This window comes from Kribbella sp. NBC_00709, assembly GCF_036226565.1.
Classification (GTDB): Bacteria; Actinomycetota; Actinomycetes; order Propionibacteriales; family Kribbellaceae; genus Kribbella.
In genome coordinates this window covers 1,626,067-1,649,465 of sequence record NZ_CP108996.1, presented here as the reverse complement: position 1 = coordinate 1,649,465, position 23,399 = coordinate 1,626,067, and the positions used below count along the sequence as shown (strand labels likewise).

Sequence of the window (23,399 nt, the reverse complement as noted above, 5' to 3'; positions counted from 1 at the left end):
TGTGTCGCCGCCGGGGAATACCAGCCACCGGCTCGGCGTTTTTCTTTAGCAAAGGTAATGAGTTAAGGTAAGGATATGCCCGAAGTCGTAGCGCAGCAGGTGAAGAGTGACGTCGGGCTGGCGAGTGCCCTGCGGTCGTCGACGCTCAGGTTGTCCCGGCAGATCCGGCGCCAGCGTGAGCCCGGTCACGATCTCACCGCGAACCAGCTCAGCGTGCTCGGCGCGCTGTCCAAGCACGAGTCGATGACGATCGGCGAGCTGGCTTCCCACGAGCAGGTGAAGCCGCCGTCGATGACGCGGATCGTGACGAACATGGAGGAGGCCGGCCTGGTGGCCCGCCGCCCGCACCCGACCGACAAGCGCCAGATCGTCGTCGAGCTGACCAGCCACGCCGACGAGCTGATCCTGGCGAACCGCCGGCGCCGCGACGAGTGGCTGCAGACCAAGCTGAAGCAATTGACCCCCGAGGAGCGCGACATCCTGCGCAAGGCAGCACCTGTTCTCGAACGCCTGGCGGCCCAGTGAGCCCGACCTTCCGCGCGTTCAAAGTCCGTAACTTCCGTCTCTACGCATCCGGCGCGATCGTCTCGAACGTCGGCACCTGGATGCAGCGTGTCGCCCAGGACTGGCTGGTCCTGGAGCTGACCCACTCGGGGACGGCGCTCGGTATCGTCACCGGCCTCCAGTTCCTGCCCGCCCTCCTGTTCGGTCCGTACGCCGGACTGGTCGCCGACCGCTTCCCGAAGCGGCAAGTACTGACCTGCACCCAGATCTGGATGGCCTCCGTCGCACTGTTCCTCGGTGGTCTGACGATCGCCGGCGTCGTCCAGCCCTGGCACGTGTACCTGCTGGCCCTGCTGTTCGGCGTCGGCACCGCGTTCGACGCCCCGACCCGGCAGTCCTTCGTGGTCGAGATGGTCGGCCGCGACGAGCTGTCCAACGCGGTCGGGCTGAACTCGGCCTCCTTCAACGCCGCCCGCCTGCTCGGCCCGGCGCTGGCCGGTCTGCTGATCAACTGGATCGGCACCGGTCCGGTGATCCTGGTCAACGGCTTCACCTACGCCGCGGTCATCTTCTCGCTGCGGATGATGCGGGTCTCCGAGTTGCACACCCCGAAGCCCGCCGGCCGGGAGAAGGGCATGATCCGCGACGGCATGCGCTACCTGTGGCGCCGGCCGGACCTGATGATGGTCCTGGTCGCGGTGTTCTTCGCCGGCACCTTCGGGCTGAACTTCCAGCTCACCTCGGCGCTGATGGCGACGAGCGTGTTCCACAAGGGCGCGGGGGAGTACGGCATCCTCGGCTCGGTGCTGGCGATCGGCTCACTGGCCGGTGCGTTGCTGGCCGCCCGCCGGGTCCGGATCCGGGCCCGCCTGGTGATCGGGGCCGCGCTCGCGTTCGGTATCGCCGAGATCGTCAGCGCCGTGATGCCGACGTACCTGACCTTCGCGCTGGTCCTGCCGATCGTCGGGCTGGCCTCGCTGACCATGCTGACCTCGGCGAACGCGACCATGCAGCTGAGCATCGAGCCGACCATGCGCGGCCGGGTGATGGCGCTGTACATGACGGTCCTGATGGGCGGTACGCCGATCGGCTCGCCGTTCATCGGCTGGATCGGGCAGGTGCTCGGCGCGCGGTACTCGCTGATCGTCGGCGGTGGGCTGACGGTCATCGGGACGGTCGCCTCGGTGCTGTACTTCTCCCGCCGGCGCGGCCTCGCCATCCGGCCGCGGTTGCTGCCGCGCCCGCACCTCGAGGTCCTGCCGCAGACCGAACTGCTCGGCGACAAGGCCGTCCTCGAGACGCCTGACCTCCACGACGCGGGACCCCGAGTCGCCTAACGGATCTGGGCGCATGCATAACCCGCCCGATCGGGGGCGAATGCCCGCCGTCAGGCGGGTTGTGCATGCATCCAGATCCAGCTACGGCCGGATCCGGGTCAGCACCCGGGCGGCGAAGAACAGGGCGTCGACGTCCCCGCCCGGCTCGGTGAGCATTGCGGCCGGGTCGTGCTTCGGCTTCGGGCGCTCGACCGGGGTGCCGGAGGTGGTGACCCGGAGGAAGCCGCGGGCGCGTCGCTGGGCCGGCGTCCACTCGACGTCGACGATGTCGCTCAGCGGCACCGACCAGAGGTTGCCGAGGGCCTTCTTCTTCCGGCGCGCGGATCGCTTGTAGGCGAAGGTGAGTCGCCCGTTCGCCACCGACAGCGTCACGTCCCGGCCCTCGAGCCGGTCCGGCGCGGCCGGCGGTGCGAGCAGCCAACGGGTGGCCGCCGTCGCCGGTACGTCGCGGCGCACGAGGGTACGGCGGATGTCGCCGGCGATCTCCTCCGCGAGCGCGGGATCGACCTCCGGGAAGTCGTACGGGTCCATCACGACGTGACCGCCGCTGACCGACTGCAGCGGGTCGGCGCCGTCGCGGAGGACGAGCTTCAGTCCCGACGGGCCGACCTCGACCGCCTGCAGGGCCTCGACCGGCAGGACCCGTTCGCCCAACCGGGTCCGCAGCGAGCTGGTCAGCGCGTCCGGCCCGGCCCGCGTTCCGTCGTACCGGAGCCGGAGGACCCCGATGCCGTCCCAGACGACCGTGCCGTTCGTGCTCGTCAGCTCACCACTTCCCACGCTGCCCATCCTTCCTGGTGACCGGGTCCAACCGCACGCCCTTGCGTGTAAGCGCCACAATGGGGTGTGACCCATTACGACCTGGTAGTCATCGGGACCGGATCCGGCAACACCATCGTGAACCGGCGGTTCGCCGACTCCAAGGTGGCGATCGTCGAGCGCGGAACGTTCGGCGGCACCTGCCTGAACGTCGGCTGCATCCCGACCAAGATGTTCGTGCACGCCGCCGACCTGGCCGCGACCCCGTCGGAGAGTTCCCGGTACGGCGTCGACGAGCAGCTGCTCGACGTCCGCTGGACCGATGTCCGGGACCGGATCTTCGGGCGGATCGACCCGATCGCGGCGGGCGGGTCGGAGTACCGGCACCACAACCCGGACAACTCGAACGTCACCGTGTACGACGGGACGGGGCGGTTCACCGGGTTCAAGGAGCTGACCGTCGACAACAAGGACGGGTCGACGAGCGTGTTCAGCGCCGACCGGTTCGTGCTGGCCACCGGGAGCCGGCCGGTCGTGCCGCCGATCCCGGGGCTCGAGGAGACCGGGTTCCACACGTCGAACACGGTCATGCGGCTGGACGAGTTGCCGCGCCGGCTGGCGATCATCGGCAGCGGGTTCGTGGCGGCCGAGTTCGCGCACGTGTTCGCGTCGTTCGGCGTCGAGGTGACGATCGTGGCCCGGTCGAGCGTGCTGCTCCGGCACGAGGACGGCGAGCTCGCCGCGGCGTACACGAAGGTCGCCCAGGAGAAGTACGACGTACGCCTGAACCACGAGACGGTCCGGGTGGAACGGCGCAACGACGGCTCGATCCTGGTCGGGATGCTGAACCCGGACGGCGCCGACGAGCTGATCGTCGACGAGCTGCTGATCGCGGTCGGCCGCGAACCGAACTCGGACCTGCTGAACCTGGATGCCACCGGTGTCGAGGTCGACAGCGAGGCGCGGGTGGTCGTGGACAAGTACCAGCAGACCACTGTCGACGGCATCTACGCGCTCGGCGACGTGACCACCCCGCACCAGCTGAAGCACGTCGCGAACCACGAGGCGCGGGTGGTCAAGCACAACCTGCTCAACCCGGACGACCGGATCGAGTCCGACCACCGCTTCGTCCCGCACGCGGTCTTCAGCTCGCCGCAGATCGCGTCGGTCGGCCTCACCGAGGAGGAGGCGAAGGACCGCGGGATCCCTTATGTGAAAGCGGTTCAGCGGTACGCCGACATCGCGTACGGCTGGGCGATGGAGGACACCACCGGGTTCGCGAAGATCCTCGCCGATCCGAAGACCGGCCAGATCATCGGCTGCCACATCATCGGCCCGCAGGCGCCGACCGTGATCCAGCCGGTCATCCAGGCGATGAGCTTCGAGCTGGACGCGTACTCGATGGCCCGCGGCCAGTACTGGATCCACCCCGCGATGCCCGAACTGATCGAGAACGCCCTGCTGCAGCTAGACCTACACCCGGAAGGCTGAGATCACGTCGGCGACCGCGTCGAGCGTCTCGAGGTCGGGCAGGCTGATCATCACCTCGGCCACGCCCGCCTCGGACAGCTCGCGGAACCGCCCGATCTGATCGTCCACGGTGCCCGCGTTCACCAAGGCGGCGTACCGGGCCGGGTTCACGGTGCGCGGCCGCAGCTTCTGGATGAGCTGGTCCACGTCCCGAGAGTCCTTGCCGACAAGGGTTGTCGAGAGGTGCGTCAGCTCGACGGGCCTGTCGCCGAGGTAGCCGGCGGCCTTCCGCACGGCGGCGACATCCCCGAACACGTTCACCGCGTCCGCGTACCGCCCGGCCAGCCGAAGAGTTCGCGGGCCACTCCCGCCGACGAGCACCGGCAGGTGTTCCTGCAGTGGTCGCGGATAGCAGGTGGTGTCCGGCACGTCGAGCACCTTGCCGTGGAACGGTTTGTTGCCTGGCCCCCATAAAACCGGCAGCAACTGCAGCGCGTCCTCGAGCAATGCGTACCGTTCACTCACCGGCGGAAACGGCCAGCCGTACGCCTTGTGCTCCGCTTCGAACCAGGCGAGCCCGACGCCGCACACTGCCCGCCCACCACTCAGTACGTCGAGAGTCGCCGCGATCTTGCCGAGGTGCGCGACGTTACGGTACGTGATCCCCGAGACCAGCGTGCCCAGCCTCAGGCGCGTCGTACAGGCAGCCAGGTAACCGAGCGTCGTCCAGCTCTCCAGGAAGTCGTCCCACGCCCGCCCCACCTGCGGAATCTGCCGGAAATGATCCATCACATAGATCGAGTCGAACCCGACAGCCTCGGCCCGGGAAGCCACCTCCCGGATCCACTCCGCCATCCCGGCACGCCCCCCAGCATGCGTGTAGCTGCTCAACTGCAACCCGAACCGCAGACCGGTCGGCTTCTCCACCTGCCGCACCGCCGCAGCGCCGGCTTCGACAAACGCCTCAGGAACCACCCGCACAGCTGTCGGTTGGAGTACCTGGTCGTAGCCTTCGTTCGGCATCTCCTTCTTCACACCCGTCCATGACCGCAGCTGCGACGTCAGCACATCGGCCGGGATCCGCTTCGAGTCCCGCTCCCGGTTCCGCCGCCGGCACTCGTCGGCCGGTGTATCGAATCCCACTGCCACACAAGGCATTCCGGCAGCTCGCGCCAACCCGAGCCAGCGCAGCCGCCGCTCGCTGTCCAGCCCCAGGGTGTCGATCACAGTGGTCAGTTGCCGCCCGATTCGTTGCCGCACCACCTCTTCCAGCAACGCGAACGCGTCCGCGCTGGCCGCGATGTCGTCCTCGCCCGCGCCGACCAGAGCCCGGAGCCGATCACTCGAAACGATCAGCTCGGACCCGAACCGTTCCGCCGCCCACGTCGACTTCCCCGACGCACCCGGCCCGACCAGCACCACCACACACGGAGACGGCAACTTCACTTCGTCCATTGCCGCAGTCTGACGCGACATCACTCGAAGAGGGAAGGCATCCGGTGCCTCGGTACGGCGCTCGATCGGCGTCGCGCGCCGGATCAGGAGATAACCGGACGTGGTCAGCAGGCCGGTCGCCATCAAGGTGACTGCCAGTCCGGTCCCTCCGACCGGCGACTCGATCGCCGCGAACACCGACAGCGGAAGGAGAGTACGGCGGGGGCCGGACGCGAGGACGAAGCCAAAGGCGCCTCCGGCAACCAATGCCTCACCTCGGGCGTTCGACGGCACGGTCAAGTGCGCCGACGTCGCCCTACCAAGCTTTGCCCCTTCAGAAGCCCACCGTCGCGGTGGATCGTGGCGCTCGGACCAGCCCGCCCACAGGCGGCGGAACCCTTGCCACGTCCGGTCGAGTCCCAAATTGACACGCGGGCAACCCCTGGGACCGCCTAACCTCGGGGGATGCGATTGTTCGTGGCCGTAGTGCCACCCATCGAAGTAGTGGAGGATCTGAGCGCGTTCGTCGAGCCGCGGCGGGAGCATCCGGACGAAGACATCCGGTGGGCGACCGAGCAGCACTGGCACATCACGCTGGCGTTCCTCGGCGAGGTGCCGGACTGGAAGACCGAGGAACTCGAGGAGCGGCTCGAGGCGATCGCCGGGCGGCAGAAGCCGTTCGAGGTGCAGGTGATCGGAGCGGGCGCGTTCCCCGGCGTCCCGGAAGCGCGGGTGCTGTATGCCCGGATCGGCGACGACACCGAGTCGCTCAAACACCTGTCGCAGACCACGCGTGCGGCGGCCAGCCGGGCCGGCATCACCGTCGAGGGGCGCAAGTTCACGCCCCACCTGACGCTGGGGCGACTGCGCCGGCCGATCGACGTCACCCGATGGGTGCGGATCTTCGACACCTACGAAGGACCGGTCTGGACCGCCGGCAGCCTGCGGCTGATCGAATCCCGGCTCGGTGAGGGCCCGGGGCAAAGTGCGGCGTACGACACAGTAGGCGAATGGGATTTCTTAGGTTAACCTCAGCAAGGTTAGCCGTACCTAACGCTGGGAAAGACTTCCGTCATGCTCGCGAATTATCTGATCGGACTCCGTGAAGGACTCGAGGCTTCGCTGGTTGTCAGCATCCTCGCCACGTTCCTGGTCAAGTCAGGGCATCGCGATCGACTGAAACTGGTCTGGATCGGTGTCGTCTCGGCGCTGGTCGTGGCGGCCGCCGCCTGGGGCCTGCTGCAGTTCGTCACCGCGCTGACCGCGAAGTCGTTCACCACCCAGGAGACCGTCGGCGGGGTGATGTCGATCGTCGCGGTCGGCTTCGTCACCTGGATGATCTTCTGGATGCGCAAGGCGTCCCGCAGCATCGCCAAGGAGCTGCGCGAGCGGATGACCCAGGCCCTCGAGGTCGGGTCCCGCGCGGTCGTGATCCTCGCGTTCCTGGCGGTGTTCCGGGAGAGCATCGAGACCGCGTTCATCGTGTACGCGTCGGCCGCCTCCGCGACCACCGCCGTACCGCTGATCGGCGTCCTGCTCGGCCTGGGGACCTCGGTCCTGCTCGGCGTCGCGATCTACAAGGGCGCGGTCAAGATCAACCTGGCCGTGTTCTTCAAGTGGACCGGCGCGGTGCTGATCCTGGTCGCGGCCGGCATCTTCGCCTACGGCTTCCACGACCTGCAGGAGGCCGGCATCCTCCCCGGTCTGCAGCATCTCGCCTTCGACATCTCGCACGTGATCCCGCCGGACAGCTGGTACGGCGTACTGCTCAAGGGCATCTTCAACTTCAATCCGACGCCCACCGTGCTCGAGGCGACCGCCTGGCTGGTCTACCTCGTGCCGGTGCTGGTGCTCTACTTCCGCCCGGTGAAGAGCTCCACACCGCCCGCCGTACCGGCTGCCAAGACCGCCGGCGAAGCGGCCTGATCCACCTCACATCCCCGCTCAGGAGAACCATGTCCACCTCATTGCCCCGTCGGGCCGCCGTCCTCGGCGTCGTCATCAGTCTCGGCGCGCTGACCGCGTGCGCGAAGGACGAGCCCGCCGCCAAGGACGACGGCACCGGCCCGGTGTCGGTGAAGGCGTCCGACTCGGGCTGCGACCTGAGCCGCCGCGACGTGAAGTCCGGCACCAGCACGTTCTCGGTCTCCAACGGTGGCAGCAAGATCACCGAGTTCTACGTGTACGCCGAGGGCGACCGGGTGATGGGCGAGGTCGAGAACATCGGTCCGGGGCTGAAGCGGGACCTGATCGTGGAGCTGCCGACCGGGAAGTACCAGGCGGTCTGCAAGCCGGGCATGGTCGGCGACGGGATCCGCGGCGACCTCACCGTGACCGGTGACGCGCCCGCGCAGGTCGACGAGGACGCCCTGCTCAAGCAGGCCACCGAGAGCTACCAGCGGTACATCAACTCGCAGGTGGTCGCGCTCGAGCAGCAGACCACCGAGTTCACCACCGCCGTCAAGGCCGGCGACCTCGCCAAGGCGAAGGCGCTGTTCCCGGTCGCCCGCACGTACTACGAGCGGGTCGAGCCGGTCGCCGAGTCGTTCGGCGATCTCGACCCGAAGATCGACGCCCGGGTGAACGACGTCGAGCCGGGCACCGAGTGGACCGGTTTCCACCGGATCGAGCAGGGGCTCTGGGTCGGCAACACCACCAAGGGCATGGAGAAGTACGCCGACCAGCTGCTGACCGATGTGAAGACGCTGGTGGCCAAGGCCAAGATCGTGAAGCTCACCCCGCTGCAGCTGGCCAACGGCGCCAAGGAACTGCTCGACGAGGTCGCGACCGGCAAGATCACCGGTGAAGAGGACCGGTACTCGCACACCGACCTGTGGGACTTCCAGGCGAACGTCGAGGGCTCGCAGGCCGCGGTCCAGGCGCTCCGCCCGGCTCTGCAGACCCGCGACACCGCGCTGGTCACCCAGCTCGACACCAACTTCAAGGCGGTCTTCGCGGCGGTCGACAAGTACCGCGAGGGCGACGGCTTCAAGTCCTACAACCTCACCGAGGCCGAGAAGAAGGCCCTCAGCCAGGTAGTGGACGGCCTGGCTGAGCCGGTCAGCAAGGTCGCCGGAGTGATCGCAAAGAAATGACCGAGCGCAAAGGAATCTCGCGGCGCGGCCTGTTCGGGGCCGCGGGTGCGGCGGTCGCGACCGGGGTTGCCGGGTACGCCGCGCATTCCGCGTTGGCGAGTGAACCGTCGCAGGCTGCCGACAACACCGGGCCGGTCGAGTTTCACGGTCCGCACCAGGCGGGTATCACCACGCCGGTGCAGGACCGGCTGCACTTCGCCGCGTTCGATGTGACCACGACCAGCCGCGACGACCTGATCGCGCTGCTGAAGGAGTGGTCCGCCGCGGCCGCGCTGCTGACGGCCGGCCGCGACATCGGTCAGTACGGCGCGGTGAACGGGCCCGACGAGGCCCCGCCCGAGGACACCGGCGAGGCGGTCGGTCTGCCGCCGGCGCGGTTGACGATCACCGTCGGGTTCGGCCCGTCCTTGTTCGACAAGCGGTTCGGTCTCGCGGCGAAACGCCCGAAGGCGCTGGTCGATCTGCCGCACTTCATCGGCGACGACCTCGACCCGACACGGTCGTACGGCGACATCGCAGTCCAGGCGTGTTCGGACGACCCGCAGGTCGCGGTGCACGCGATCCGCAACCTGGCCCGGATCGGGTTCGGGCGGGTCGCCGTACGGTATTCGCAGCTCGGGTTCGGGCGGACGTCGTCGACGTCGCGGGCGCAGTCGACGCCGCGGAACCTGTTCGGGTTCAAGGACGGGACGGCCAACCTCAAGCTCGAGGACGCCGACAAGCTCGAACAGCAGGTGTGGGTACAGCCCGAGGACGGACCGGACTGGATGGTCGGCGGGTCGTACCTGGTGTCCCGGCGGATCCGGATGAACATCGAGATCTGGGACCGTACGTCGCTGGGCGAGCAGGAAGGCATCATCGGCCGCGGCAAAGGCACCGGCGCACCGCTGGGCAAGGCGGACGAGTTCGACGTGATCGACTTCAACGCCAAGCAGGCCGACGGCGAACCGAAGATCCCGGCCGACTCACACGTCCGGCTCGCGCACCCACAGTTCAACAACGGCGCAGAGCTGCTGCGCCGCGGCTACAACTTCGTCGACGGCTCGGACGGCCTGGGCCGCCTCGACGCCGGCCTGTTCTTCCTCGCCTACCAGCGCGACCCCCGCAAACAGTTCATCCCGATCCAGAACCAACTCGCCAAGAGCGACACGATGAACGAGTACATCCACCACGTAGGCTCCGCGATCTTCGCCTGCCCACCCGGCGTAACCCCAGGCACCTACTGGGGCGAAAAACTCTTCACCTGACCCGTTGCGTCCGAAGAAGTGTCGGTCGGAGCCCTCGGATCTTCGGACGCAACGCGGCGGTGCTTACTTGACGGCGCCGGCGGTGACGCCGGCGACGAAGTGGCGTTGGGCCAGGAGGAAGCCAATTACTACTGGGACGCTGACTACCAGGGCGGCGGCCATGATCTGGTTCCAGTAGATGTTGGTCTGGGTGGAGTACTGGCGTAGGCCGACGGAGAGGGTGCGGTTCGCTTCGGTTGTCATCACCGACGCGAACAGGACCTCGCCCCAGGCGGTCATGAACGAGTAGATCGCCACCGCGATCACACCGGGTCGCGCGGCTGGGAGTACGACGCGCCAGAGTGCGCCCATCGGTCCGCAGCCGTCGACCAGTGCTGCCTCGTCGAGTTCGCGCGGGATGCTGTCGAAGTACCCGGCCAGCATCCAGATCGAGAACGGCAGGCTGAAGGTCAGGTACGTGATGATCAACCCGAGCCGCGTCCCGACCAGCTGCAACCCGAACGAGTTGTTGATGTTCACGAAGATCAGGAACAGCGGCAGCAGGAACAGCACACCCGGGAACATCTGCGTCGACAGCACGGTCGTGGTGAACGCCGTCCGCCCGCGGAACCGGAACCGCGACACCGCGAACGCCGCCAGGATCGCGATCGCCACCGAGAACACCGTCGCCGACACGGAGACGATCGTGCTGTTCACGAAGTACCGGGCCAGCGGCACCGTCTTCCACATGTCCACGAACGGGGCCAGCGTCAGGTTCGACGGCCACCAGGAGAACGCGCCCTGCACGTCCTTCAGCGGTTTGAGCGACGACGTGACCATCACGTACAGCGGGACGAGCACGAACAGGCCGAGTACGGTCAGCACGACACCGCGGTAGATCTTGAACCCCTGGGTCTCACGCACGACGCGACCTCCTTCCGGTGACGAACAGGTACGCGCCGGTGACGATCATCAGGAAGATCAGCAGCAGTACGGACATCGCCGCCCCGGTGCCGAAGTTCCAGGTCAGGAACGACGCGTTGTAGATGTGGAACGTGATCAGGTCACCGGCCGGCGGCTGCGCCGTACCGAACAGCACGTACGGCGTGTTGAAGTCGCTGAACGTCCACAGGAACAGGACGAGTACGAGCACCAGGTTGACCGGCCGCAGCGACGGGAGCGTGATGTTGCGCCACTGCCGGATGTTGCCGGCGCCGTCCACCGACGCGGCTTCGTACAGGTCGCCCGGGATGCTCTGCAGGCCGGCCATCAGCGTGAGGAACGCGAACGTCCACAGCTTCCAGGTCGCGACCGTGATCAGCGAGACCAGCGCGTTGCCGCCGATCAGCCAGAACGTCCGGCCGTCGCTGAGGTGCAGCTGGTTCAGTACGTGGTTCACCGCGCCGGTGTCGCGCTGGAGCATGAAGTTCCAGGTCAGGATCCCGGCGTACGCCGGCAACGCGTACGGCACCAGGAAGAAGGTCCGGACGATGCCCCGACCGCGGAACGGCGGCTGCAGCGCGACCGCGGCGGCCATTCCGAGCACCCAGGAGAGCGCGACCGTGATCAGCGAGAAGGCGACCGTCACGCCGAACGACTTCAGCAGGCCCTCACCGACGGCGTTGTTGAAGTCCAGCGCGACCTTGTAGTTGTTGAACCCGGCGCTGGGAGCGGCGGACCAGTTCGCGATGAAGAACTTGGTCAGCTTGATGAAGCTCATCCAGATGCCGACCACCATCGGGATGATGTGGATCAGCAGTTCGGCCAGCACGGCCGGCGCCAGCAGCAGATACGGCAGCCACCGGTTCAGGCCGGGCCGGTGTTCGGGGCCGCGCTTGGTCTTCTTCTTCGCAGGCTTCGCGGCGGCCGGCGTCGCTTCCTGTGTGGCGACGGACATCCTCCTGGTCGCCTCCTGTCTTCGGATCGGTGGTGATCGGCGGCCAACACATGCCTTGCGTCCGAAGAACTGCAGACAGGTCTCCGCAGTTCTTCGGACGCACGAGCGGGTGTCAGCTGCTGGCCGCCACCTGATCCTCGGCGGTCTTCAGGGCCGCCTTCACATCGTCGGCGGTCACCGTCCCGCCGGTCGCGATCTTGGCGAACATGGTGTTCATCGCCTTGCCGACGGTGCTCTCGAACTGGTCCTCGGCCGGCACCAGCGGCAGCGGCTTGGACTTGGTGTTGTAGACGTCGGCGAAGGTCGCCGCCTCGGCCGCGTCGGTGGTGAAGACCGGCTTCGCGTCCTTCAGCACCGGCAGCGAGGAGAACGGCTTGCCCAGCGTGGTCTGGGTGGCCGCGTCCGTCATGTACTTCACGAACTTCAGCGCCGCGTCCTTGTGCTTGGTGTTCTTGAAGACCGACAGGTTGATCCCGGCGACGTGGCTGGCCACCTGCTCGCCACCGGCCGGAGCCGGGAACGGCACGACGCCGTACTCGCCGGCCTTCATGCCGTTGGCAACGATCGAGGAGTCGGCGTTGTTCTGGTTGATCACCATCGCGACCTTCTTCGTCGCGAAGTCGTTCACCGACTTGGTGCCGTTGTCGTACTGCGCGTTCGACGGGTTCGCGACCTTGTCCTTCTGCATCAGGTCGAGGTACCGCAGTACGCCCTGCACGTTGCCGTCACCGGTGAAGGTGGGCTTGCCGTCGCTGTTGAACCAGTCGGCCTTGTTCTGCGCGGCGTTGATGAACGCGAAGTGCACGTTCTCGGTGTAGCTGCCGGCCGCCAGCGCCATGCCCCACTGCTTCTTCGCGGGGTCGGTCAGCTTCTGGGCGTCGGTGACCATCTCTTCCCAGGTCTTCGGCGGCTGCAGGCCGGCCGCGGCGAACATCGCCTTGTTGTAGTACAGGCCGTAGGCCAGACCGTAGAGCGGGACCGAGGTCGGGTCGGTGCCTTCCTTGCCGCCGGTCGCCAGAGCCGTCGGCACGAACTTGTCCTTCCCGCCGATCGCGGTCATCGCGTCGCCGTCGAACGGCAGGAACGCGTCGGTGGCCTGCAGCGAGGCCGCCCAGGTGTTACCGATGTTGACCACGTCCGGCGCCTGGCCGGAGGTGATCGCGGTCTGGATCCGCGTCTGCAGATCGTTCCAGCCGATCACCTCGAGGTTGACCTTGATGCCGGTGTCCTGGGTGAACTTCTGCAGGACCGGGGTCAGCACCTCCTTGTCGTTGTCCAGGCTGGTGCCCTGGTTGCTGGCCCAGTAGGTCAGCGTCTGGTCACCACCCGAGCCGCCGCCGGAGGAGTCATTCTTGTCGCCCCCACCGCAGGCGGCGAGGCTGATTCCCATGGCGGTCGCCGCCACCGCGGCTACAAACGAACGCAGTCTCACGTCGGACTCCCTCGTCCCGTCGAGCCTTCACAGACCTGCGAAGGCGGATCGGCCCCATACTGACCTAACCGGTTAAGTTTCGAAACCCTAACCGGTTCAGTTGCGGGGTCTTCGTTACGACCTCGTGACTGACCCAACCTCTCGCGCACCCGCGGCAAACGCAATCCAACACCCTCCGAAACCACTCGATTTCACAGAGTCTTGAAAGTGGTCAGGAAGGAGCCGGTCCGCTGGAATCCCGGGCGCGGAGTTCGCCCGAAGGTGCTTCCTCGTGAATTTCGCTGTCGCCGGTGACGATCCGGAGGAGCAGATCCGCGGCGGCGCGGCCGCGTTCCATCGTTTTCTGGTCGACCGCGGTGATGCCGGGGCGGGCCAGTTCGCACAGCGGTGAGTCGTCCCAGGCGAGGATCGACACCTCGGCCGGCACCGCCGTACCGAGGTCCATCGCCACCCGTAGCGCGGCGACCGCCATCAGGTCGTTCCCGAGCACGATCGCGGTCGGCGGATCCGGGTCGGCCAGCAGCTGACGCGTGAGCTCGGCGCCGTCGTCGTACCGGTAGCTGCCTTCGATGTGCCGTACTGCGACCCCGCGCCGCGCCGCCTGCTCCTGCAGGATCTGCACCCGCAACTGCTCGTGGACGAACGTGAACGGCCCGCTGATGTGCGCGACATTGCGGTGCCCGAGCTCGACCAGGTGATCGAGCAGCAACCCGACCGTCTCCTCGGGCGAGCTGATCAGCCGCCCGACCGTGTCGTCCGGCGCGTTCGAGCTCACCACCACGCACGGCACCCCGAGCTCCTTCAGCAGGGGGATTCGCGGGTCGTCGTCGTGCTCGTCGAACAGGATGAACCCGTCGACCCGTCCCTGCCGCGACCACCGCCGCAGTACGTCGAGATCCTCGCCGTGCTCGCCGGTGAGCCGGAGCAGCAGCGAGGAGTCGACCTCGTTCAGGTACTGCTCGATGCCGACCAGCGTGCGCATGTAGAACGCTTCGGTGGAGATCAGCGCGGGGTCGCGGGCGATCACGATGCCGATGGTCCGGGTCCGGCTGGCCGACAGTGCGACCGCGGCGGAGTTCGGGTGGAAGCCCAGCTCCTCGGCCAGGGCGAGCACCCGCTGGCGGGTCTCCTCGCTGACCCCGGCGCGGCCGTTCAGTGCGTACGAGACCGAGGCCTTCGAGATGTGCAGCCGGCGGGCGAGATCGCTGATCGTGACCCGATGACTGCGGCGCGTACTGCTCTGCGGGCCCTGGTCGCCGACTTCACCGTCGGTCGCAGATCCGCTCGTCGTCATCGCCTGGCTCCCCGCACAGACGGGAGGTTAGCAGCGGCATTTCGGGGCTGGCGGTGCTCCGGTGTTTTGGATAGCGTTTTCCCATGCTGCCGACTGAGCCGTTGCGACTGGATTTCCTGCCGTGGGAGTACAAGCGGACGGCCTCCGACGCCGACCGCGAACGCCAGGCCGAGCGGCAGGCGCGGCTCGGCGGGTCGGTCGAGCTCGCCACCGACGTGTACGTCGCGGAGTCGGCCGCCGTGTACTGCGACGAGCTGACGATGGGGGAGCGCTCGTACATCGCCGCGCACGCCTATGTCACCGGGCAGATCGCGCTCGGATCCGACTCCACGATCAACCCGTTCTCGGCGGTCCGCGGCAAGGTGCAGATCGGCGACGGCGTCCGGATCGGCGCCCACACCTCGCTGCTCGCCTTCAACCACGGCACTGCTCCTGGTCAGCCGATCTTCAAGCAACCTCACACCGCCCTCGGCATCACGATCGGCGACGACGTCTGGATCGGCTCCAACGTGACGATCCTCGACGGTGTCACCGTCGGCCCGCACACCATCATCGGCGCCGGCGCGGTCGTCACCAAGAACATCCCGGCCAACTCGGTCGCCGCCGGCAACCCCGCCCGCGTCCTCCGCTCGCGAACAGGATCCTCCATGTCAGGTGACCTCCGGACCCAACTCTCCGCCTTCGCCGCCAAGGCCCGTGCGCAGGTGGACGACGTACTCGCCCGCTGTTGGGACGGTCAGCGTTTCGTCGACCGGCCCGACCTCGGCCACGAGCCGGCGGTGCGGCCCTGGTGCGACGCGATCGAGATCGCCGACCTGCTGGTACGCCGTACTCCGCTCGGTCACACCCGCGACGACCTGGTCCGCCGTCTCCGTCACCGGCAGGATCCGAAGACCGGGCTGGTCGCACCAGGAGACCTGTCCGACGCCGGGCTGGATCTTTCCGACGACACCGAACTGTCCGTCCTGGAAGGCCCGGCCGGCTACCACGTGCTGTGCGTCGGCTACGCGCTCCAGGTCCTCGGCAGCAGCTTCGAGCATCCGATCGACACCGCCTTCACCTTCGCCGACCTGGACAACTTGCCTTGGGCAAGGAGGTCCTGGTCGGCCGGGTCCGGTATCGACCACCTCGGCACCGCGATCGCCCGGAATCTCCACGACCACAAGGAATCCGGCCCGATCGAGGCGCTGATGGGCTGGCTGGTGACGAGGGTCGACCCAACGACCGGTGCTTGGGGACACCAGCATCCTGATGACGGCTGGTTGCAGGTCGTGAACGGCTTCTACCGCCTCACCCGCGGTACGTACGCCCAGTTCGGCCTCCCGCTGCCGTACCCGGAACAGGCGGTCGCCACTGTTCTTGCCCACAGCAACGATCGGCGGATGTTCACCGGCGACAACTACAACTCCTGCAACATTCTCGACGTCATCCACCCGCTGTGGCTGGCCCGCAAGCAGACGACGTACGGCGAGCAGGAGGGCCGCCGCTGGGCCGAGGAGCAGCTGCGCGCGATCCTGCCCCGGTGGGTCGACGGGGCCGGCTTCGCGTTCGCCCCGGACGGCACGGACGACCGCGCGATCCCCGGCCTGCAAGGCACCGAGATGTGGCTGGCGATCATCTGGCTGCTCTCCGACTACCTAGGCCTGTCCGACGCCCTCGGCTACCGCCCCCGCGGCGTACACCGCCCCGAACCGCTCGTCAGCCTTCACTGAACCACCCTCGTGATACCCCAGAAACCTGGGAACCGCTGGGGAGAGGTGCTGGGCATGGATGAACTGCGTCAGGTACTGCGCGGGCGACTGGTAACGCCGGGCGACCCGGACTGGGACCAGGTACGGCGAGGGTGGAACCTGTCCGTGGATCAGCAGCCTGCGGCCGTCGTCGAGGCGACCGGACCGAGTGACGTCGAGTTCACGATCGCGTACGCCGGTGCGCACGGACTGAAGGTGGCTGCGGAAGCAGGCGGCCACGGTGCGACCCGTGCGCTCGACGGAGCGATCGTGGTGCGCACCGACGCGCTCGACGACGTTCAGGTCGACCCGCAGGCACGCATCGCGCGGCTCGGCGCTGGCGTGCGGTGGGCGACCGTGCAGACAGCACTGGACGGCACAGGGCTGACTGGACTGCCTGGCACGAGCGGAAACATCTCTGTGGCCGGCTTCTGCACCAGTGGCGGGTTCTCGTGGTTCTCCCGCCCGTTCGGGAGCGGTGCGGGCAGTCTGCGGTCCGCGGAGCTCGTCGACGGCACCGGGGTCCGCCGATGGATCGACGACACGGTCGACCCGGACCTGATGTGGGCGCTGCGCGGTGGCGGCGGGAACTTCGGTGTGGTGACGTCGATCGAGGTGGACCTGCATCCGGCTCCGGAGATCGTCGGCGGTCGGCTGATGTTCCCGATCGAGCAGTCCGAGGCGGTGCTGACGGCATACGCGAAGGCGACCCAGGAAGCGCCGGAGCAGGTGACGCTGTGGGCGTACCTGATCCACTACCCGCAGTCACCGGCGCTGCCGGTCGACGTACGGGGCAAGTCGTTCTGCATGGTCGACGCCATCACGCCGTACGCACCGGAGGCATTGGAGGGAGTGCTGTCGACCATCCGTGCGGCCGGGACACCTGTTGCTGACGCGTTCACCCCGCTGACGCCCAGCGGGGTCGCGGAGATGAATGCGGTGCCGGCGCCGCCACAGGCCCTGTCGCTGATCACCAGTACGTTCGACGAGCTGACTCCGGAGCTGATCGGCACGCTGCTGGAGTACGCCGGTCAGCCGTCGCTGATCTTCCAGGTCCAGATCCGGCACCTAAGGGTGAGTGGTGAGGTCGGTCACCCCGGAGTGGCTGCGGCTGACCCGGCTGCGCAGTACATGGTCCTCGCCGTCTCCATTGTGCCGGTGCCGGAGCTGCAGGAGTCCGCAGTGGCGGCACTTCGGTCGCTGAAGGAGACACTGGCGCCGTGGCGCACCGGTGAGATGCCGCCGACCGGTCTGTCCGCGTGGGAGTCGCTGCAGGACTCCATCAGCGAGTCCGACCTGGCCAGGCTCCGCGAGATCAAGTAGCGGGTCGACCCTCGCGGGGTTCTGACCGGCAACTACCCACTGGTGTGAAGCCTCCGGACGGGGGTCCACTAGCCTGAGCAAGTGGACCCCCGGACCCGTCGACTCGTCACCACTGCTGTCCTGGCAGCGCTCGTCGCGATCGTTGTGATCGCAGCGGTCATCCGTTGACGGTTGCGGAGCCCAGGACGACGTACGGCTGGTTGGACAGGTCGGCGGCCAGGCCGGGGTAGAGCGCCTGCCCACCGTCGCGGTGCAGCACGCTGAAGAAATACATCAGCGGGTACGTCGAAGCCGTGTACTCACCATCGATCGTGCCGGACAGGGTCTGCCCGGACAGCTCCATCGGGACCTGCTGCCAGGACTCGGACTGATCGACGTGCCGGTAGTGCAGCGTCGCGCCGATGACCGCAGGAGCCACCACGTCCAGGGTGAGGGTGACCGGTTTGCCCCGCTCGAAGCTGTCCGGCACCGTGTGCTCCACGCCGGGCGCAACCGGCCGGACTGGTGCCGCCAGCAACGCGGCCGCCGGTTCCGTGCCTGCCGCTTCCCGCAACTCCCCGTTGAGGGCGGCCAGGTCGGCGTCCATGCCGGGGACCCGGTCCGCCCAGTGGCCGTGTTCGGAGGCCTCGATCCCGAACCGCAGGTCCCGCTGGTACACGCCGTCGACGATCACCGGGATCTCGGCGTACGCGTCCCTTGCGGCCCGGTAGTGCCGGAGCGCCGACTCCAGCGAGCTGACGTCCTCGGTGGTCCGGTAGATCGAGTAGTCGACCGCGGCGCGGAACTTGCCGGCGAAGAACCTGCCCAACCGGACCAGGATCTCCAGGTCGATGATCATCCGGCGAACCTGTGCATCCGACTGGTCCGCGGTCGCCTTGGCGCGGTCGAGGGCCCGCTGTCCGTCGGCGACCAGTTGTTCGATCCACGAGGCCACCTCGAGCGGCGTGTACTTCGCCGAGAGCCGACGGCCGGCCAGCGCCGCGACGTACTCGTCGATGGCGTAGAAGGTCGTCGGGTCGAACGGGCTGACGCCACCCCAGTTCGCGGGCGGTTCGGTGTCGCCGGCGTAGTGCGGCGATTCGACCCGCGACGAGATCGGGAGGTTGAGGTACACCTCCGGCCAGTAGCCGTTGTTCGATCCGCCGACGCCGTGGACCACTGTCACCAGGGGGAGGATCCGGCTGAGCGGGCTCAGTGCGTCTTCCACATCCGCCGCCGCCTCGCCGTACGTCGACCGAAGATGGCGCCGCCACGTCTCGGGCTCGGCGTCGGGGTTGTAGAGAAGCCTGCCCCACAAGAGGTAGCCGTAGCGGTACTTGGTCCACTCCCGGTTGCCGGGCAGCTTGAGGTCGTCGCGGACGTACGGGTCGCGCATCCCCGGTTCGCCGCTGCCGTGGCGGCCCTTGAAGAACAGGGGTTCACACAGATCGACACCGCGGGATCCGCCGAATGTGGACAACCGACCGTACCCGGCCGCGATCGCGGGATCGCCCCACGCCAGGAGCTTCTGCGTCCCCGGCCAGACCCGGAACATCAGGTCGACGGTCCGATCCTCGCGCAGGAAGTCGCCGTACCCGTAGCGGGTGAACCGGCGGGAGAACTCGGTGATGCCCTTCATCTCGTGGCCGGCCGGGATCGGCTTGGCGGCCTCCTTGGCCCGGATCGAGGCCTGGTGGTACGGCAGTCCGACGTGCTCGGCCCAGTACTTCGCGGACAGCACGGGGGACAGGTTCGGCAGGTCGACGGCGTCCAGCAGGGCCTGGTCGACGCCCTTGGCGTGCATGTCGATCTCCAGCGGCCGGCCGACCGAGTTCGCTCCCTCGAACACCGCCCGCCAGAAGACCTCGTGCTGATGGTCGGGGATGCCGCCCTCGTAGTGCACCCGGAAGGTCAGCCCGTCGATGTCGGGAACCTCGGTGAGCAACTGGGCGATGCCGGCCTTGCAGTACGCCGCGTGGTTCTCCGGGCCGATCCCGGTGATCGGGTACCGGTGCACCGAATCACGGCCGTAGTCGTACGCGTGGTTCCACAAGCCGAGCTGGAACATCAGCCCGCGCCGCTTGCTCTCGGCGGCGATGAAGCGCAGCGTCTCCAGGTTGCGCTTCTGCTCGTCCGCTCCGACCCCCTCCGCCCGGACGTCGTAGCCGTCCACGTCGAACAGGAACGGATACGCGAAGCAGAGGTAGTTGTCAGTGGCACCGTGCCGGTCGGCGCCGTAGTTGTACTGCATGCCGAGCGCCAGGTGGAACCGGTTGAACCGGGAGGCGGCCAGCCAGGTCAGGTACTCGGTCCAGAACTGCTGGTCGTGGAACCAGGGCGTGTCCTCGTCCACACTGGAGAACGACCGCACCACGCCGCGGACGGGTACGGCGGGCTGCTCGGCGAAGGGCGTCGTACTGGCGAGATCCGCGCCCGCGGCGACTCGGTCCGCGAGCTCGAGAAGCGCGCACCGGAATCCCACCTCGTCGTTGCTGACGACAACAATCTCACCGTCGATGCGCAGTACGGCGTACGACTCGGGTACGGCGGCGAGCTCCGCGGTGGGGACCTCGTCCGGGGTGGCCAACCGGATCGCCGGCGCATCGGTGATCCCGTTCGCGGCCAGGGCTTGGGCGAGTTGCTCAGTCGCCCAGGTGGTGACAGGGTTTTGCTCGTTCATAGGACTCCGATCACTTGCCGTCGAGGGTCTTGGTGGCGCCGGCGATGAACTTCGGTACGCCCTGCTTGATCGAGATCTTCCCGAAAGCGATGTCCTGGCTGGTCTTCAGCAACAGGTCGCCGACGGCGGTCGACGCGGCCGGGCTGGCCTGCGGCGGGGCGAAGGCGTTCTTCAGCGCCAGGTCGGTGTAGGCCAGCACCTGCTTCTCGCTGGCCGACAGGTCGCTGCCCTTCAGCAGTACGTCCCGGCCGGCGGCCGAGGCGGGCGGGCCGCTGATCAGCCGCAAGGTCTTCGCGGCCTCCTCCCCGTTGGCGAACCAGTTGATGAACCCGGCAGCGTCGTCCGCGCGCTGGCTCTTGGCGTTCAGCGACAGGTAGCTGCTCGGCGCCGGGAAGGTCCCGCACTTGCCGTCCTTCGTGTTCCGCGGCGGCAGGGTGATGTCGATGGTGTTCTTGGTCAGGTCCTGGAAACCGCCCTTGAGGTTGGGCGTGTGGATGTGCGCGAGCGCGGCCTGCTTCTTGACCAGTGGGCTGGTCGGCCAGTCACCGTACTTGGCCTGGGCCGCGATGTCGGCGGGGATCGTGCCACCGGTCGCCCGCAGCGCGGCCCAGTACTCGAACCACTCGGTCAGCGAGGCCTCGGTGAACGCGAGCGCGCCGTCCTTGTACAGGTCTTCGCCCTTGCCCCGCAGGAAGATCTGCAACGAGGCCGTGTCCCCACTGGGGTCCTCCGCGCCGTAGATCTTCTTGCCGGACTTCTGCCGGATCTCGTTGGCCAGGGTCGCGAAGTCGGACCAGGTCCAGGTCTCCTTCGGGTGCTCCAGACCGAGCTTGTCGAGCACGGTCACGTCGTACCCCATGCTGTAGGCGCCCATCGCGACCGGGATGCCGAACTGCTCGCCCTTCAACTGGCCCTGGCTGAGCAGGTTCTTGTCGAACGGCTTGGTGTCGATGGTGTCAGGGATGTACTTCTGCAACGACTGCAGTGCACCGGCCGCGCCGTACTGGCCGATCCGGGCGATGTCGATGTTGATCACGTCCGGGGCGTTGCCGCCGGCCATCTGGGTGGCGAGCTTGTCCCAGTACTCCGCGGTCGCGGTGCCCTCGAAGACCATCTTCACGTCCGGATGGCTCGAGGTGTACTGGTCCGCGAGCTTGCTGCGCAGCCCGAGCTTGGTCGGGTCGCCGTAGCTGCTGAACCGGACCGAGTTCTTCGCCTCCTTGGCCGCGGGGTCGAGGTTGCAGGCCGACAGCAGGGGTGCGAGTACGCCGGCCGCGAGTCCGGCCTGCAGGAAGCGCCGCCGGTTGAGAGGTGTGGTCATGACAGGGGTCCTTTCGGGCTAGCCCTTGAGGCCGGTCGTGGCGATGCCCTCGACGATCCGGCGCTGGGCGAGGAGGAAGACGATGAAGGTCGGCATCAGCGACAGCACCGACATGGCCAGCAGTTGCCCGTATGACGAGTCGCCGGTCGCGTCGACGAACCGCCGCAGGGCGACGGGTACGGTCTCGCTGCTGGGATAGGACAGGTAGATCAGCTGGGCGAAGAAGTCGTTGTACGTCCAGATGAACGTGAAGATCATGGTGGTGATCAGCACCGGCCCGGTCAGCGGCAGGATGATCCGGCTGAAGATGCGGACCTTGCCGCAGCCGTCGATCATCGCGGCCTCGTCCAGCGTGCGCGGGATCGTCCGGATGAACTGGACCATCAAGAAGATGAAGAACGCGTCGGTGGCCAGGAACTTCGGCACCACCAGCGGGAGATAGGTGTTCACCCAGCCGAGGTGGAAGAACAGCACGTACTGCGGGATCAGCAGCGCGTGCGCCGGCAGCATGATCGAGCCGAGCATGATGCCGAAGAACACCTTCTTGCCGCGGAACTCCAGCCGGGCGAACGCGTACGCCGTGAGCGTGCAGGCGATCACGTTCCCGGCCACCGCGAGTACGGCGATCAGCAGTGAGTTGATGTAGAACCGGGTGAAGGTCGGATCCGTCGCGGTCCAGCCGGCGATGTAGTTGCGGGGGTCCAGCGAACTGGGGAACGGGTTGAGCTGGGAGAAGATGTCCTGTTCGCTCTTGAAGGATCCGCCGACCATCCAGAGCAGCGGATAGACCATCACCAGGGTGCCGGCGATCAGCGCGAGGTGGGTCAGCCACCTGCGTCCGCGCCGGCGATCTGCGGGAAGGTGCTGGAGAGTCGTCATCAGCGGTCCTCGTAGTAGACCCAGCGGCGGGCGAGCCCGAAGTTGATCAGCGTGAAGGTGGCGATGATCAGCAGCAGCACCCACGCCATCGCGGACGCGTAGCCCATGTTCAGGTTCGTGAAACCCTGCTGGTACAGGTACAGCGTGTAGAACAACGTCGAGTCCGACGGACCACCGCTGCCTCCGCTCACGACGTACGCCGGAGTGAAGGCCTGGAACGCCTGGATGATCTGCAGCACGACATTGAAGAAGATGATGGGCGTCAGCAGCGGCACGGTGACCGACCAGAACCGCCGCCAGGGATTCGCCCCGTCGACCGACGCCGCGTCGTACAACTCCTGCGGGATCTGTTTGAGTCCGGCCAGGAAGATCACCATCGGCGAGCCGAACTGCCAGATGTTCAGTAGTACGAGCGTGTAGAGCGCGGTGTCGGGGTTGGAGATCCAGCTGCGGCCGCCGACGCCGAAGAACGCGAGGAACGCGTTCAGGACGCCGTCGTCGTCGAACAGCTGGCCCCAGATCACCGCGATCGCGACGCTGCCGCCGAGCAGGGAGGGGATGTAGTAGATCGACCGGTACCACGCCATGCCGCGCAGTGGGCGGTTCAGCATGACGGCGACCGCCAGTGCGAAGCCCAGCTGCAGCGGGACGGTCAGGGCGACGTAGATGAAGGTGACCTTCAACGACTGCAGGTAGCGCGGGTCGTCGGTGAACATCTTGACGTAGTTGCCGAAGCCGTTCCACGCGGGTGGCTGCAGCAGGTTGAACTTGGTGAACGACAGATACAGGGATCCGAGCAGTGGTCCGGCGGTGAGCAGCAGCAGTCCCACGAACCACGGGCCGAGGAAGAGATAGGCGACCCGGTCGGAGCGCTTCCTGGGTCTGGGCGGCGCTGCCGGGGTGCCGCCGGGAGGGCCGTCAGCTGTCGGTTCGCGGCCCGCCGGAGCCGAGATCTCGGTTCTCATGCTCATCGTGGCCTCCTCTCAGGAGTCCTTCTTCACCGATGTAGAAACTGGCCGGAAAATCGGCCGAAGTCGTC

General features: G+C 67.5%; 19 protein-coding genes. 9 read left to right on the top strand and 10 right to left on the bottom strand.

What is annotated here, in order from left to right; all coding sequences use genetic code 11:
- Positions 1-75 precede the first annotated feature (75 nt).
- Together OHA18_RS08015 and OHA18_RS08010 are read left to right on the top strand one after the other, a co-directional pair.
- A complete protein-coding gene (locus OHA18_RS08015; RefSeq protein ID WP_329003184.1) occupies positions 76-525 on the top strand; it encodes a MarR family winged helix-turn-helix transcriptional regulator in 450 nt (149 codons plus the stop codon).
- Complete coding sequence (locus OHA18_RS08010) at positions 522-1,841, top strand: MFS transporter (protein WP_329003183.1); 1,320 nt, start codon at positions 522-524, stop codon at positions 1,839-1,841. The genes OHA18_RS08015 and OHA18_RS08010 overlap by 4 nt, the downstream gene beginning before the upstream one ends.
- Positions 1,842-1,922: 81 nt before the next feature.
- Here the strand turns inward: OHA18_RS08010 and OHA18_RS08005 are convergent, their stop codons facing one another.
- The gene (locus tag OHA18_RS08005) at positions 1,923-2,621 is read right to left on the bottom strand and encodes a DUF4429 domain-containing protein (RefSeq protein ID WP_329003182.1); all 699 of its coding nucleotides are present in this window, start codon (positions 2,619-2,621) and stop codon (positions 1,923-1,925) included.
- A 66-nt stretch (positions 2,622-2,687) separates the two neighbouring features.
- On the opposite strand from OHA18_RS08005, the gene OHA18_RS08000 reads away from it, so the two are divergent.
- Positions 2,688-4,091 (top strand): mycothione reductase, encoded by a 1,404-nt coding sequence (locus tag OHA18_RS08000; RefSeq protein ID WP_329003181.1) that lies wholly within the window; start codon positions 2,688-2,690, stop codon positions 4,089-4,091.
- Here OHA18_RS08000 and OHA18_RS07995 read toward each other — a convergent pair.
- A complete protein-coding gene (locus tag OHA18_RS07995; RefSeq protein WP_329003180.1) occupies positions 4,074-5,771 on the bottom strand; it encodes an LLM class flavin-dependent oxidoreductase in 1,698 nt (565 codons plus the stop codon). The two genes, OHA18_RS08000 and OHA18_RS07995, sit on opposite strands and share 18 nt — an antisense overlap.
- A 198-nt stretch (positions 5,772-5,969) precedes the next feature.
- Here OHA18_RS07995 and thpR point away from each other — a divergent pair, with 198 nt between their 5' ends.
- The 4 genes from thpR to efeB are packed head-to-tail and all read left to right on the top strand — an operon-like array spanning position 5,970 to position 9,846.
- Complete coding sequence (gene thpR / locus OHA18_RS07990; protein WP_329003179.1) at positions 5,970-6,533, top strand: RNA 2',3'-cyclic phosphodiesterase; 564 nt, start codon at positions 5,970-5,972, stop codon at positions 6,531-6,533.
- A gap of 45 nt (positions 6,534-6,578) precedes the next feature.
- Positions 6,579-7,430 carry an iron uptake transporter permease EfeU gene (gene efeU, locus OHA18_RS07985; protein ID WP_329003178.1) on the top strand — a complete coding sequence of 284 codons (852 nt, stop codon included), beginning with the start codon at positions 6,579-6,581 and terminating at the stop codon, positions 7,428-7,430.
- Positions 7,431-7,459: 29 nt separating this feature from the next.
- Positions 7,460-8,599: an iron uptake system protein EfeO gene (efeO, locus tag OHA18_RS07980; RefSeq protein WP_329003176.1), complete on the top strand. Its 1,140-nt coding sequence runs from the start codon at positions 7,460-7,462 to the stop codon at positions 8,597-8,599.
- Positions 8,596-9,846 (top strand): iron uptake transporter deferrochelatase/peroxidase subunit, encoded by a 1,251-nt coding sequence (gene efeB, locus OHA18_RS07975; protein ID WP_329003175.1) that lies wholly within the window; start codon positions 8,596-8,598, stop codon positions 9,844-9,846. The genes efeO and efeB overlap by 4 nt, the downstream gene beginning before the upstream one ends.
- A gap of 63 nt (positions 9,847-9,909) precedes the next feature.
- On the opposite strand, the gene OHA18_RS07970 is transcribed toward efeB, so the two are convergent.
- The 4 genes from OHA18_RS07970 to OHA18_RS07955 all read right to left on the bottom strand — a co-directional run bounded on the left by OHA18_RS07970 (position 9,910) and on the right by OHA18_RS07955 (position 14,448).
- Positions 9,910-10,749, bottom strand: a complete 840-nt coding sequence (locus tag OHA18_RS07970; RefSeq protein ID WP_329003173.1) for a carbohydrate ABC transporter permease — start codon at positions 10,747-10,749, stop codon at positions 9,910-9,912.
- Complete coding sequence (locus OHA18_RS07965; protein ID WP_329003172.1) at positions 10,742-11,722, bottom strand: carbohydrate ABC transporter permease; 981 nt, start codon at positions 11,720-11,722, stop codon at positions 10,742-10,744. Before OHA18_RS07965 ends, OHA18_RS07970 begins: the two co-directional genes overlap by 8 nt.
- 112 nt (positions 11,723-11,834) lie before the next feature.
- Positions 11,835-13,154: an ABC transporter substrate-binding protein gene (locus OHA18_RS07960; protein WP_329003171.1), complete on the bottom strand. Its 1,320-nt coding sequence runs from the start codon at positions 13,152-13,154 to the stop codon at positions 11,835-11,837.
- Positions 13,155-13,365: 211 nt separating this feature from the next.
- A complete protein-coding gene (locus OHA18_RS07955; protein ID WP_329003170.1) occupies positions 13,366-14,448 on the bottom strand; it encodes a LacI family DNA-binding transcriptional regulator in 1,083 nt (360 codons plus the stop codon).
- An 83-nt stretch (positions 14,449-14,531) separates the two neighbouring features.
- Here OHA18_RS07955 and OHA18_RS07950 point away from each other — a divergent pair, with 83 nt between their 5' ends.
- Both OHA18_RS07950 and OHA18_RS07945 read left to right on the top strand, forming a co-directional pair.
- A complete protein-coding gene (locus tag OHA18_RS07950; protein WP_329003169.1) occupies positions 14,532-16,160 on the top strand; it encodes an acyltransferase in 1,629 nt (542 codons plus the stop codon).
- A 54-nt stretch (positions 16,161-16,214) separates the two neighbouring features.
- On the top strand, positions 16,215-17,501 hold the full coding sequence (locus OHA18_RS07945) for an FAD-binding oxidoreductase (protein WP_329003168.1): 1,287 nt from the start codon (positions 16,215-16,217) through the stop codon (positions 17,499-17,501).
- 157 nt (positions 17,502-17,658) lie between these two features.
- Here OHA18_RS07945 and OHA18_RS07940 read toward each other — a convergent pair whose 3' ends face one another.
- From OHA18_RS07940 to OHA18_RS07925, 4 genes are read right to left on the bottom strand one after another with little or no spacing between them, the layout of a single operon-like run.
- Entirely contained in the window at positions 17,659-20,160 is a 2,502-nt protein-coding gene (locus tag OHA18_RS07940) for a hypothetical protein (protein ID WP_329003167.1), read from the bottom strand.
- Between the two features lie 10 nt (positions 20,161-20,170).
- The gene (locus OHA18_RS07935; protein ID WP_329003166.1) at positions 20,171-21,481 is read right to left on the bottom strand and encodes an ABC transporter substrate-binding protein; all 1,311 of its coding nucleotides are present in this window, start codon (positions 21,479-21,481) and stop codon (positions 20,171-20,173) included.
- An 18-nt stretch (positions 21,482-21,499) separates the two neighbouring features.
- Entirely contained in the window at positions 21,500-22,360 is an 861-nt protein-coding gene (locus OHA18_RS07930; protein WP_329003165.1) for a carbohydrate ABC transporter permease, read from the bottom strand.
- On the bottom strand, positions 22,360-23,331 hold the full coding sequence (locus tag OHA18_RS07925) for a carbohydrate ABC transporter permease (RefSeq protein ID WP_329003164.1): 972 nt from the start codon (positions 23,329-23,331) through the stop codon (positions 22,360-22,362). Before OHA18_RS07925 ends, OHA18_RS07930 begins: the two co-directional genes overlap by 1 nt.
- Positions 23,332-23,399 lie beyond the last annotated feature (68 nt).